At 63.2% G+C, this 12,876-nt stretch carries 11 protein-coding genes and 1 tRNA gene; 5 read left to right on the top strand and 7 right to left on the bottom strand.

What is annotated here, in order from left to right; genetic code table 11:
• The first annotated feature begins 56 nt into the window (after positions 1–56).
• The 5 genes from E5J99_RS15230 to E5J99_RS15210 all read left to right on the top strand — a co-directional run bounded on the left by E5J99_RS15230 (position 57) and on the right by E5J99_RS15210 (position 3,426).
• Positions 57–833: an SAM hydrolase/SAM-dependent halogenase family protein gene (locus E5J99_RS15230; protein ID WP_135498674.1), complete on the top strand. Its 777-nt coding sequence runs from the start codon at positions 57–59 to the stop codon at positions 831–833.
• Between the two features lie 138 nt (positions 834–971).
• Positions 972–1,298, top strand: coding sequence for a putative quinol monooxygenase (locus E5J99_RS15225; RefSeq protein WP_135498673.1), 327 nt, complete (start codon positions 972–974; stop codon positions 1,296–1,298).
• The gene (hscB, locus tag E5J99_RS15220; RefSeq protein WP_245319036.1) at positions 1,298–1,834 is read left to right on the top strand and encodes a Fe-S protein assembly co-chaperone HscB; all 537 of its coding nucleotides are present in this window, start codon (positions 1,298–1,300) and stop codon (positions 1,832–1,834) included. The genes E5J99_RS15225 and hscB overlap by 1 nt, the downstream gene beginning before the upstream one ends.
• An 18-nt stretch (positions 1,835–1,852) precedes the next feature.
• Positions 1,853–1,934: transfer RNA gene (locus E5J99_RS15215), tRNA-Leu, on the top strand.
• A 175-nt stretch (positions 1,935–2,109) separates the two neighbouring features.
• A complete protein-coding gene (locus E5J99_RS15210; RefSeq protein ID WP_135498671.1) occupies positions 2,110–3,426 on the top strand; it encodes a site-specific integrase in 1,317 nt (438 codons plus the stop codon).
• 89 nt (positions 3,427–3,515) lie between these two features.
• Here the strand turns inward: E5J99_RS15210 and E5J99_RS15205 are convergent, their stop codons facing one another.
• From E5J99_RS15205 to E5J99_RS15175, 7 genes are all read right to left on the bottom strand, one after another.
• Complete coding sequence (locus E5J99_RS15205) at positions 3,516–4,790, bottom strand: sensor histidine kinase (RefSeq protein WP_135498670.1); 1,275 nt, start codon at positions 4,788–4,790, stop codon at positions 3,516–3,518.
• Positions 4,791–4,815: 25 nt separating this feature from the next.
• Positions 4,816–5,493: a response regulator transcription factor gene (locus E5J99_RS15200; RefSeq protein ID WP_135498669.1), complete on the bottom strand. Its 678-nt coding sequence runs from the start codon at positions 5,491–5,493 to the stop codon at positions 4,816–4,818.
• Positions 5,494–5,601: 108 nt separating this feature from the next.
• Positions 5,602–6,018, bottom strand: a complete 417-nt coding sequence (locus E5J99_RS15195; protein ID WP_135498668.1) for an EamA family transporter — start codon at positions 6,016–6,018, stop codon at positions 5,602–5,604.
• Positions 6,019–6,139: 121 nt separating this feature from the next.
• Complete coding sequence (locus E5J99_RS15190; protein WP_135498667.1) at positions 6,140–9,238, bottom strand: efflux RND transporter permease subunit; 3,099 nt, start codon at positions 9,236–9,238, stop codon at positions 6,140–6,142.
• A 100-nt stretch (positions 9,239–9,338) separates the two neighbouring features.
• A complete protein-coding gene (locus E5J99_RS15185; protein WP_135498666.1) occupies positions 9,339–10,565 on the bottom strand; it encodes an efflux RND transporter periplasmic adaptor subunit in 1,227 nt (408 codons plus the stop codon).
• A 21-nt stretch (positions 10,566–10,586) separates the two neighbouring features.
• Positions 10,587–11,951 (bottom strand): TolC family protein, encoded by a 1,365-nt coding sequence (locus E5J99_RS15180; protein WP_135498665.1) that lies wholly within the window; start codon positions 11,949–11,951, stop codon positions 10,587–10,589.
• 293 nt (positions 11,952–12,244) lie between these two features.
• Entirely contained in the window at positions 12,245–12,748 is a 504-nt protein-coding gene (locus E5J99_RS15175; RefSeq protein WP_135498664.1) for a PepSY-like domain-containing protein, read from the bottom strand.
• Positions 12,749–12,876 lie beyond the last annotated feature (128 nt).

The following is a 12,876-nucleotide window of genomic DNA, read 5'->3' as shown; positions in this document are numbered from 1 at the left end:
CTTTTGCCGCCCCTAGACAGGGTAAACAATAGTACGAAGAACTGAGAAATTCCGGCATGGGGCTGATTACGTTTCTGTCCGACTTTGGCTACCGCGACCATTATGTAGCGGCAGTAAAAGCGCGGATCATGCAGCTGGCCCCCGCGCAGCCAGTGCTGGATATTAGCCACGCCATCGAACCCTTCAACATCGCGCACGCTCTGCACGTTCTCGATTCGGTGTTTCGTGACTTCCCGGTGGGCACTGTGCATCTGGTGGGCGTCAACGACCACGGCGGCGCGAAAGGCAAAGGCAGCTGGCAGGCCGCTCTCTTCGAGGGGCATTATTTCGTGGCGGCCAATAATGGCCTGCTGACGCTGCTCACCGATGGCAAGCCCGAGGCGCTGGTGCACCTGCCCGCGCCGTCCACTTCCTCGCCCACCCGCGATGTGCTGGCCCCTGCGGCCGTGCATGTAGCCCAAGGCGGCCTACTAACAGATCTGGGACCCGTGGCTACGGAATCGTACCAGCTGTTGAACCGTCAGCTACGCCTGCAAGACAACCGCATCACCGGCCACGTTATTCACGTGGATCATTACGGCAACCTCATCACCAATATCAGCCGCACGGCGGTGGAAGTTATTGGCCGGGGCCGCCCCTGCACCATTCATTTCGCCCGCGAAACCGTGCGCGACATAGTAGCTCATTTTCAGGCAGCTGACCCCGGTGACGCAGTCTGCATTTTTAATAGTCAGGACCGACTATGCATCGGCGTTAATCAGGGCCATGCCGCCGAGTTGCTCGGCCTATACTTCGATTCGCAGGTCGACATTCGTTTCCCAGTAGAAGGCTAGTAGCAACTACTATATTCACATAAAATGCCCCTAGAGGCTGTATGCTGAGATTTTATTAAGTATATTTATTATGTTAAGCATAAAGAGCCAATATGGCAGGCTCGGTTTCCACTTCCATCAGTTCTTAGTTGTCTCTTTATGCTGACTCGTGTTGTGCGCATGACTTTCTTACCCGAGCGCCTGCCGGAATTTCTGCAAATCTTTCATTCCTCGAAAGACAAAATTCGGCAGATGCCTGGCTGCCAGCACCTGGAGCTATGGCAAGACGCGGATGCCCCGCACATTTATTGCACCTACAGCCATTGGGATTCGGCAGCGGCTCTGAATGCCTACCGTCAGTCGGAGCTATTTGGGCAGGTCTGGCCGGCTACTAAGGCGCTGTTTGCCGCCCCGGCCGTGGCTTTTTCCGTATATCCGGTAGGTGCCGAGCTTATATCTTCCCCCTCGCCTACTTCTCAATGTTAATGACCAGCGACTACTTCGAATTCTACAACCTACCACAAACTTTTCTGCCCGATATTGCCACGCTAAAGAGTAAATATTACGCTCTCAGCCGCGAATATCACCCCGATTTTCACGCCACGGCCAGCTCCGAGCACCAGCAGGACATGTTGCGCCTGGCCACGCTCAATACCAATGCCTACCGCACCCTGACCGATGCTGACCAGCGCATGGCTTACATTCTGAACCAACACGGCTTGCTGGAAGAAGGAAAGCAAGAGCTTCCCGCCGACTTTCTGATGGAAGTAATGGAACTGAATGAGCAGCTTATGGAGCTGGAGGTTGAGCCTGACCCAGCCGCTACCCAGCGCGTGGAGCAGGAAACCCAAGCCCTAACCGATACGCTCGACGCTGGCATTGCGCCAGTTCTAGCTGGTTATGAGGGCTTGCCGGTCGATATCCGGCCGCAGGCATTACAGCAGATTCGGACGTATTATCTCAAAAAGCGGTATTTGTTGCGTATTCACGAAAGTCTCACTAAGTTTGCAACCCGTTCCTGAGTTGTGGGAACGGAATACGCCCGGATGGCGGAACTGGTAGACGCGTCGGTCTCAAACACCGATATCGAGAGATATGCCGGTTCGATTCCGGCTCCGGGTACTTGTAGAGGTTAATTTCTCTACCATAATCAAGCCTCAAAAGCTGTAAGTCTGTTCGCAGATGCATTTTTTGAGGCTTTTTTGCGTTCAGCCCAAATCGGATTTACCAGCGCTAATACCTGGACTTACCAATGGGTTTACGCCACCTCCTGCGCCACCTCTTTTTTTGAAGTCTTATGAAAGTTGTGTTTGAGCTGCGGCATGATAAGCAGGATAAGGCGGGCACGGTGCCGGTCTATGTATCGGCGTACTTCGATGGGCTGCGGTGGCGCTGCTCGACCAAGGAGCGGTGTGAGCCGCGGCAGTGGAACGAGAAGGAACAGGAATTCCGGCGCTCATTTCCAGGCTTCACCTCGGCCAACCTGGGGCTACAGGCCCTGGTGCGGCGGCTGGAGGACAAATACCGGGAGTTACGGACGGCTAACGTCGCGCCGAGCGTGGCCCTGATGCGTGAGGCAGTGAATCCGGCGGCCGTGGTGGTGAAGGAGGAGCCTACGCTCGTGGCCCGGTTCACGGAATTTCGGGACGTGCTGGCCGGGCGGGGGTACGCCTTTCACACGTTTCGGCACTACAAAACGGCGTGTAACCACCTGGAGACTTTCTTGGAAAAGACCCGGCGCAACGGGCTGCTACTGGCTGGCTATACCTCAGCGGTGCACGACGACTACGTGAGCCACTTGCGGGCAGGCTGCGGCTTATCGGCCAATGGGGTGTACACGTTGCTGAAGGACCTGAAGACGTTTTTGCGACATGCGCAGGATGAGCGCGGGCTAACGCTCGGGCTGGAATTGAAGCGCTTGGAGGTGAAGTATACGGACCAGGCTAAAACGTACCTGACCGGGGCGGACCTTGCGGCGCTGGTGGCGGTGAAGCTCTCGAAGACTTTAGAGCCGGCGCGGGACGTGTTCTTGTTTTGCTGCTACACGGGCTTGCGCTACTCTGACGTGGCGGCGCTGCACGCCGGCAACCTGCATTTGCTAGGAGCGAATGGTGACGGGGACCGGGTGTTGAGGCTCATACAGACCAAGACGCGGGCAACGGTGAGCATCTACTTGAGCCGACTGGCGGCGGAGATACTGGACCGGTATGCGACGCCGGAACGGCAATTTGACGGGGCGCGGCTGCTACCGGTGCTGGCCAATCAGCCGATGAACCGGTATTTGAAGAAAATAACGCAGCTGGCAGGGTCATCGCGGCCGGTGGAAGTAGTAAGCACGGCCGGCGGGCAGGTGGTGAAAACGGCCGTCCCGCTGCACGAGCTGGTGACGATGCACACGGCCCGCCACACGTTCGCGGTGCAAAGCTTGCTGCGCGGGATGCCGGTGACGGTGTTGCAGCGCGTGATGGGCCACGCCAAGATTCAGAATACGATGCGGTACGCGCAGGTGGTGGAGGAACTGCAGCACCAAGCCATGCGGGCGGCGTGGGATGGGCCGGCAAGGCCAGCCAGCGAAACGCTGGACGGCGCGGTTTGCACGGTAATGGCGGCGTAGCCTGCAGGTGCTTGTATTGTTTTGGTCGGCAAAAAGCAGCTGCTCAGCCATGGGCGAAGGCGCTCGGGGGAGGAAGGCTAAAGCCTAGCTTAGGTAAACTGCACGCGCAGGGTGTGGCGGTTGCCGACTTGGGTAAAGGCGTACTCAATGCCAAAGCCGTAGTAGGCGCAAATATGCTGGGCGATGCTCAGGCCCAGGCCCGGCGAGTCGGAGGCGGCGTTGTGCTTGCGGAACCGCTCGAAAAACTGCGCCGGGTCCCCCGTTAACGCCGGCCCGGTATTGCTGATTTCCAGCATCCGGCGGTTGAGCAGCACGTCCACCCGGCCGCCGGGGTGGTTGTGCTTGATGGCGTTATGCAGCAGGTTCTGCAGCAGCGAGTCGGCTAGGCCGGGGTGCAGGACGAGCGGCGGCAGCGGCGGGTCCGCGTGCAGGGTCAGCAGCACCTGGCGGGCTTCGAGCAGCGGCTCCAGCAGCGCCACCCGGTCGCGCAACAGCTGGTCCAGCTGCACGGGCACGGCCTGGGCGGGGGCAAACTGGTGGTTTTCGAGGCGGGTGAGCAAGGTCAGCGACTGGTGCAGGCGCGAGAGGCGCTGGGTGCCGCTCCAGGCGTCGCCGACTAGGGTGGCCAGCTGCTCGTCGTCCTGCAGCGCCGGGGCCTGCAGCAGCTGCTCCAGCTTGGCCTGGATGATGGCCAGCGGGGTCTGGGTTTCGTGGGCCGCGTTTTCCGTGAACTGGCGCAGGCTCTCGTAGTCGCGCACCAGCCGCTCGCTCAGGGTGTTAAGAGCCTGGTTCAACTCCCCAAACTCGTCGATGGTGGGCGTGGGCAACGCCAGGGGCTGGTGGCGCTGCAAATCGTAGCCCCGCAGCGTGGCCAGGGTGTGCTGAAACGGGGCCCAGAGGCGGCGGGCCAGCCAGTGGTTGAGGGCCACCACCCCGCCCAGCAGCAGCGCCAGCACCACCACCAGCACGCCCACCACCACGCCCAGCACGTCCTCGGTTTCGACGAGCGACTTGCGCAGCGTCACCCACTCCGGCGCGCTGGCCGCCTTGGCCGGTGGCAGCCGGAAAGTGAGCTGGCGGTAAGGGACCAGCTCGTCCTCTACCGGGTCCAGCAGCAGGGTATCGGAGAAGCCCAGCGGCTGGGGCCGCCGGCTGCGGTCGAGGTTGTCGGCAAACGCGGGCGCGGGCAGCGCCAGGCCGCGGGCCACCTGCTTTTGGATATGCAGCTGGCGGTTATAGAGCAGCTCCTCCACCTCGTTGCGCAGCGCCCAGTCGAAGCCCAGGTAGAGCAGCCCGCTGGCCAGCGCAAACAGGCCCACCGTGAGGCGCAGGTAGTAGCGGGTAGTGGCGGCGAGCAGCTTCATGCAGTAGGAACAGGCAGGGTAAGTATTATTCGGTGCTGAGCTTGTAGCCCACCCCGTATAGGGTGCGGATATACCCGTCGGCGCCTTTCTCCTGTAGCTTTTTGCGCAGGTTTTTCATGTGGGTGTAGATAAAGTCGAACGAGTCGGCCGCGTCTACCTGGTCGCCGCACAGGTGCTCGGCCACGGCCTCCTTGGTGAGCAGGCGCCCGGGATTGGCCAGAAAATACAGCAGCAAATCGTACTCTTTGCGGGTGAGCGTAAGCGGCGCCCCGCTCACGTATACTTCGGCCAGCTCGGGCCATACCAGCAGGTCGCGGAATACGATGTGGTGCTGGCCCTGGAACTGCCGCCGCCGGAGCAGCGCCCGCAGCCGGGCGTTGAGTTCGGAGAGGTGAAACGGCTTGACCAGGTAGTCGTCGGCGCCCAGGTCCAGGCCCTGCACCCGGTCGTCGAGGCCGTCGCGGGCGGTGAGCACCAGCACCCCGGCCGGCGAACCGTCGGCTTTAAGCGTGCGCACCAGGTCCAGCCCGTCGCCGTCGGGCAGCGTCAAATCCACCAGCACACAGTCGTACTGGTAGAGCTTGATTTTCTCATAGGCCTGAGTGAAGTTAGCGGCCACCTCCACCACGTACCCGCCCTGCCGCAGCGAATCGACCAGGGTGAGTCGCAGGGCTTCTTCGTCTTCTACCAGCAGCAGCTTCATGGGGTAAGTTTAAGGGCAGCGAAGAACAAAGAAGCCACCAGATTCTGTGGAAAATCTGATGAATGCTTTTTGCTTCTTGCCGCCACCACCAGTGCAAGGGCAGGTATTCTATTTCCAGATAAGCACCAGCGTGCCGGCGATGATGAGCCCCGCGCCCACGCCGGTCTGCCAGGTCAGCCGCTCGCCCAGAAATACCACCGAAAGGCCAATGGCCAGCGCCACGCTGAGCTTGTCTACCGGCGCTACCTGCGAAACGGTGCCCATTTGCAGGGCCTTGAAATAGAATATCCACGACAAACCAGTTGCCAGTCCCGACAAGCCCAGAAACACCAGGTTAGTGCGGGTGAGGGTATGCAGGTCGGCCAGCCCACCCCTAAAATACACAATGCCCCAAGCCAGCACCAGCACCACGGCCGTGCGCACGGCCGTAGCCAGGTTAGAGTCGACGCCTTTGATGCCAATCTTGGCCAGCACGGCGGTCAGGGCCGCAAACAGGGCGGAAAGCAAGGCGTAGTGCCACCACATGGTACGAGTGAATAAAGTGAACCCTTCTACTCAAACGGGCCGACAGTCCCTCTGGCCGGCGCGCAACCGTATAGAGCCCGCTCTTTTCGTACTGCAGGCAGTGGCGTTACAGTTCGGTCAGCTAGGCAATAGCTGGTTCAGCCGCCTCTGGCCCCGCGCCCGCCTTGCGCCCGAACGCCCAGTACAAGGCTGGCATCCCCAGCAAATTCAACACCGTGGAGGTGATGACGCCGCCCAGAATCACCACCGACATGGGGTGCTCGATTTCCGAGCCTGGCTCGTTGCCGGCCAGGATGATGGGCAGCAGCGCCAGTACCGACGTCAGGGCCGTCATGATGATGGGCGACACCCGCTCCAGCGAGCCGCGGATAATCAGCTCTTTGCTGAACGGCATCCCCTCCTCGCGCTCCAAATGCTGGTAGTGGCTGACGAGCATGATGCTGTTGCGGGCCGCCACGCCCAGCACCGTGATAAAGCCCACGATGGAGCCCAGCGACAGCACGCCACCCGTGAGAAACGCCGCCAGCAGGCAGCCCGACACGGCAAAGAACAAGCTCAGCAGCCCCAGCACGGCCAGCCGCACGGTGCCAAAGTCGGTGTAGAGTACCAGGAAGATGCCGACGAGCGAGAGCAGCACCAAACTCAGCATGCGGTTTTGGGAGGCCTGCCGCTCGGCGTATTCGCCCAGGATTTCGGGGTGGTAGCCGTTGCCGAAGGCCACGCCGTCGACCTGCGCCTGCACGTCGCGGGCCACCGAGCCCAGGTCGCGGCCGCGCACGTTCAGTGTCACGTCGATGCGGCGGGAGGAGGCTTCGCGGGTGATTTCGTTGGGCGTGGGCACGATGCGCACGTCGGCCACCTCTTTGAGCGGCACGGCCCCGCCGCCGGGCAGGCCGATGAGCAGCTCGCGCACGGCCCCGAAGTCGGAGCGCACCGCCGGCTGACCCCACACGGCCACGTCGAAAATCTTCTGCTCCTGGTAGATTTCGCCCACCTTGCGGCCCTTTACCAGCGTGCTGATGGCCTGGAGCACGGTGCCGGGGTTCAGGCCGAAGCGGGCGGCAGCCTCGGGCTTGATTTTCACCTGAATCTGCGGCACCAGGGTTTGCTGCTGCACCTTCAGGTCGACCACGCCCTCCACGCCTTCAAGCTTACTGCCTACTTCCTTGGCTTTGGTGTAAAGCTGGTCAAGGTCGGGGCCGAAGATGCGCACCACGATGGTGGCCGACGTGCCGGTGAGCACCTCTTTGATTCGCTCGCGCAGGTAGGTCAGCAGGTCGCGGTAGAGGCCGGGGTAGCCGTCCACCACGGTCTGGATTTTGGCCACCGTGGCCTCGTAGTCTACTTTAGGGTCGACGGAAATCCACAGCTCGGTGAAGTTCGGGCCCACCACCTCATCGGCAACCTCGGCCCGGCCGATGTGGGCGCCGAAGTTGCGTACACCCGGAATGGCGCGCAGCTCCTTGCTGGCCCGCACCGTGATGCGCGACATGGCCTGCAGCGAGGTGCCGGGCTTCTCCACCCAGTGCATCAGGAAGTCGTATTCCTTGAAGTTGGGCAGGAATTCCTGGCCGAAAAACGGCACCAGCAGCATCGATACTACCGCCACCGTAGTCAGCGACCAGGCCACGCGCTTGGGCCGGGCCAGCAGGCCGGGCAGCAGCCGGGCGTAGTGCCGCTTGAGCCAGGCCACCACCGGCGCATCCTTCGATGCCTTTTCGGCGGCCTTGGGCAGCAGCAGCAGCGCCAGCGCGGGCGTGAGCGTAAGGGCCACGAACAGGGAAGCCAGAATAGCCAGCACGTAGGCAAAGGCCAGCGGCTGGAAAAATGCCCCCGACAAACCCGGCAACAGAAAAATAGGCAGCAGTACCAGCGCCACGATAACCGAGCCGTAAATCACGGCCGAGCGCACCTCCATGCTGGCCTCGTACACCACCGCAAACGCCGTTTTGGGCGAGCCCGCTTCCTTATTCAGCCGCAGCCGGCGCATGATGTTTTCCACGTCGATGATGGCGTCGTCCACCACTTCGCCCAGGGCGATAATGAGGCCGGCCAGCACCATCGTGTCGATGGTTTTGCCGGAGTAGCGCAGCGCCAGTGCCGCCGCGATGAGGGAAGTCGGCAAGGCCAGCGCACTTATAAGCGCCGTGCGCCACTCGTAGAGGAAGAACAGCAGCACCAGCACCACCAGCACGCAGCCGATAAGCAGCGACTTGTTGAGGTTGCTCAGCGACATTTCGATGAAGGTCGCGGGGCGGAAGATGGTCGAGTCGATTTCCAGCCCTTTCAAGCCGGGGCGCATGGCGTTCAGCGCAGCTTCCACCTGCCGCGTCACCTCCAGGGTGTTGGCGCCGGGCTGCTTTTCCACGATGAGCAGCAGGCCCGGGACGTCGTTGATGACGGCATCGCCGATGGGCGCGGGGAAGCCTTCCACTACCTGCGCCACCTCGCCCAGCTTGAGGCTCACGCCGTTGCGAAACGTCACGGGCATTTGGGCCAAATCGGCGGCGGTCTGGATGGCCGAGCTTTGCGACACGGCCAGGCGCTGGTTGGGCGAGTCGATGAACCCGCCGCCGGCCAGCGTGGTGGCGTCGGCCGCAGCCTTCTCTACCTCGGCCAGCGTGAGGCCCAGCGTACGCAGCTGCTCGGGGTTTACCAGTACTTGTAATTGCCGGTCGCGCTGGCCCCAGATGGCCACGTTGGCCACACCGGGCACGGCCATCAGGCGCGGGCGGATGCTCCAGCGGGCCAGCGTCGTCATTTCCACCTGCGTGAGGCTGTCCGACGTAATGCCGATTTTCAGCACCCGGCTCGTGGACGAGAGCGGCGAGAGCATCACCGGGGGGCGGGCCACGCCGGGCAGCGTGGGCGCCACCCGCGCCAGCCGCTCCTGCACCGCCTGCCGGGCGTTGTTAATGTCGATGCCCTGCGGAAAATACAGCACCACCGACGAAAGCCCCAGTACCGACTTGGACCGGATTTTCTTGACGTCGGGCGTGCCGTTCAGCGCGTTTTCCAGCGGCACGCTCACCAGGGCTTCCACCTCGGCCGTGCTCAGGCCGGGCGCTTCGGTCTGCACTTCCACGTAGGGCGGCGCAAACTCCGGAAACACGTCCAGCGGCGTGTTGCGCACCACCTGCAGGCCCGCTACCAGCAGCACCCCGAACAGGATGACGACTACCAGCCGCAGCCGCAGCGCCGATTCTATTATCCACTTCATAAGTCAATGGGTGAATGAGCGAATGGGCGAATGGGCGAATGGGGAAATGCCTCCAGTAGAGCATTCACCCATTCAGCCATTCGCTCATTCACCCATTGGATTAGTGGCTACCGCCAAATTCAGTTCCGAATAATTCCGCCGCGCCGTCGGTCACGACTTCCGCGCCGGCTTTCACGCCCCGGGAGATGACGATTTGGTCGCCCACCGCCCGCTGCACTTCCACCCGCAGGCGGGTGTACTGCAAGGGCTTGGTGCGCACGTACACCCACTGCCCGCCCGAGGCATCGTAGAGCAGCGCGGCAGCCGGGATGGTCAACGCCGGCGTGCTGGCCGCGGCTCCTGTGGCGCCATTCGTAGCGCCGCTGGCCGCGTTGCCCAGCGTCACGTCCACGGCCACCCGCTCGCCGGGGCGGAAGGCTTCGTCGGCGTTATCAATTTCAAAGAACACATCGGCCGTGCCCGTGCCGGCGGTGGCTCCGAGTAAGGGCGCTTCCACCGGCCGACCCTGGCGCGAGGCCCCGCCGTTAAGCGGGCGCACGGTTACCGCTTGGTCCTTACCCAGGCGGCGCAAGTCGCCCACGAACAGGGGCACGCGCACCCACACCTTGTTGAGTGCGGCCAGTTCCACCAGCACCGTATTGGCCGTTACCACCGAGCCGGGGGCCACGGTGACGCGCTGCACCACCCCGCTGAGCGGGGCTTTGATGGGCAGGGCCTGGCCGCCGCCGGTGTTGCCGTTCAGGGCTCCCTGCCGGGCGCGGGCGTCGGCCAGGGCGCGTTGGGCCAGGGCCACGTCGGCGCGGGCATCGTCGCGGGCCCGTACGCTGCCGGCGCGGTCGGCCAGCAGCTCCTCGGCGCGGCTCAAGCGGGCCTGGGCTACCTGCAGCTGAGTGCGCGACTGGGCCGTGCCCTGGTCGAGGGTGAGCAGGTCGCGCTCGGCCGGCAGCGGCACCAAGCTATACAGCGTCTGGCCCTGGCGCACGCGCTGGCCGGCGGTAATGCCGGCCCCGCCGCGCAGCGTGCCCTGCACGGGCGCCACAATGGTCACGGCCTGGCCCGGCACGGCCTGGATTTCGCCGCCTACTTCGCGGGTGGCCTGCACGTTGTCGGTTTTGATGGCCACGGTTTTGATGCCCAGGCGCTTTTCCGCGTCGGCGGTGATGGTCACGGTGGTGAGCTCCGATTCCTTGACCGGGTTTTCGACCTCGGCAGGGCTGATGGCCTTCGGCTTTTCTTCTTTGCCGCAGGCGGCCAGGCCGAGCAGCCCGACCAGCGAAAGGGGGCGGGAAGCGGCCAGCAGGGTTGCGATAAACTTGGGTGGGTGCATAGCTAAGAAGGCGAAAGAGGATTAGAAGCGGCCGCCCACGGCGTAGCGCAGCCGGGCCAGGGCCCGGCGCTGGTCGGCGCGGGCGTCGGCGGCGCGCTGCTGGGCGTCGAGCAGCTGGCGGGTGGTTTCGGCCACCTGCACGTAGGGAAAGTCGCCGTTGATGAAGGCGTTGGTGGAGCGACGCAGCGCGTCGCTCAGGCTGGGCAGGTAGCTGCGCTCCCACAAGGCCACGCTCTGGGTGGCCTGCTCGTACTGAGCGAAGGCTTCGCGCACGTCCAGGTTCACGGTCTGGCGCAAAGCCAGGTACTGCCAGGAGGCCTGTTCCAGTTCCGCTTTCACCCGCGAGATGCGGCCCTGGTTGCGGTTGAAGATGGGCAGGCCGATAGCCGCTCCCGGCGCCAGGTGCACCGGGTTGGGGTCATTAAGGCGGGCATTCAGCGAGAGCACGAACGAAAACACCCGGCTCCGTTCCCACTTCAGCCGCTTGCCGATGCCCTCGATGCCGATGCGGGCGGCCCACAAATCGGGCCGGGCGGCGTAGGCCGAATCCAGCAGCGTGCGCAGCGGCGGCACGGAAACGGCCGCGGCGGGCGCGGGCGCAAACCGCAGCGAATCGGCATTAACCGAATCCAACCCGAGCGTGGCCAGCAGGCGCAGGCGGGCCACTTGGTCGTCGCGCCGGGCGCGGTAGAAGTCGTCCACGGCGCGCAGCGAGTCGGCGCTGGGGGCCACGGTTTCCAGCTCGCTGGCCTCGCCCACCCGGTAACGGTCGCGCACGATGCGCGCCACCTCGGCCCGCATCGTAATGCCCTCGCGGGCGATGCGCAGCCGCTCATCGGCCAGCGTAATATCAGCGTAGGACAGCTGGGCGTCGCGGCTCACGAGCAGGCCGCGGCTCACCAAGCTTTCGGCCACGCGCTGGGTTTCGAGCTGGGCGGCGCCCACCCGGCCGGGGCGCTGCCAGAGCAGGTCGGAGGCAAAGTTCAGGGCCAGGAACACGGGCGAGGTACCGTAGGCCGTCACGCCCGTCAGCACGGGGTTGGCCAGCAGGCCGGCGTCCTGCAAGTCGGCCTGGGCCAGGGCCAACGTACTCAGGTCGGCCTGAAAGGCGGGGTTGCGGGTGAGGGCCAGGTTCACGGTTTCGTCCTCGCTCAGGCCATCCTGCAGGTTGGGCAGCGCGGGAGAAGGTGCGTTGGCGGCGCGGGCCGCGCCCATCTCATAGCCGCTGCGCGCCTTGAGACGCCGGGCCACCTGGTCGCGGGTGTAGGAGGATTTGGTGCTCACGCATCCGGCCAGCAGCAGGGGCAGCGCCAGCAGCCAGAGGCCACGCCAGCGGGGCAGGATGGTCAGGGGAACAAGGGGGTGATTCGGGGGGGTAACGGTCACGGCAACGGGTGTTGGTGCAACGAAAAAAGTGCGTGCGGCTGCTGTATCATGGGCCAGGAGATAGGACTGTTGATTCAGGTGCCGGGCTCAACTCATTTTTGATGCCTTTTTAATCTCCGGTGAATAGCACTAAACACAGAGATGAAGAAGGCATGAAGCGGCAATACGCACAAGGTTACGGGACGTTTCTGAAGCAATTCTGAATGAGCCCTGGGGGCGTGTTAAGCGCAGCTTTAATCCGACAAAAAGGCCACAACACAGCTTGGACAGCCGGCTCAGCTAAGGGAGGTGCGCTACAGACCCGAGCCGTCGGCTTTTTTGGTTTCGGTGTTGCTTACCTCGGTGCCGTCGGCCCGCAGGTACACGTCGACGTCGCGCTTGGTGGTGCCCTGCGTAATCTCGGCCTCGTAAATCGTGCCGCCGCTGTCGGGCTTGATGATGGCTGCTTCGGTGACGGCGTAGCCTTTGTAGTAGGTATTCAGGCGGGTGCCAATCGGGGCCGGCAGCTGGGCCGGGTCAATCTCGACTTCGGTCTCGGTAACCGCACCCGCGGCCGTAAACATGAGCCAGGTTTTTTTCTCAGTCGCCCCGTCGTTAAACTCTGCTTCAAACTGCCCGCTTTCCCGTGTCCACCGCACGGCGCGGGCGTTGGGGTAGGTTTGCTCAAAGGCCATCATCACGGCGTCGGGGATGGATGCAGCGGAACGCGGGCGGACCGGGGCCGCCACCCGAAACCAGAAGAAAACCAACAGCGCAACAACGCCCAGCACTACAGTGGACACGAGAAGCTTTTTCATACTAGTGCTTAGTCAGGAGAGTTTTTCGAACAAACCTTTTGGTAGTGGCGGGTGAGTTTCTCCCGCGCCTTATCGAGCGCGAATTGCCAGTTGACTGTTGCTCCCCGGGCGTTGCGTTCCGCCACACA

The organism is Hymenobacter elongatus (genome assembly GCF_004745955.1).
Classification (GTDB): Bacteria; Bacteroidota; Bacteroidia; order Cytophagales; family Hymenobacteraceae; genus Hymenobacter; species Hymenobacter elongatus.
The sequence above is the reverse complement of the archived record's forward strand: the minus strand, read 5'-3'. Positions and strand labels throughout refer to the sequence as shown.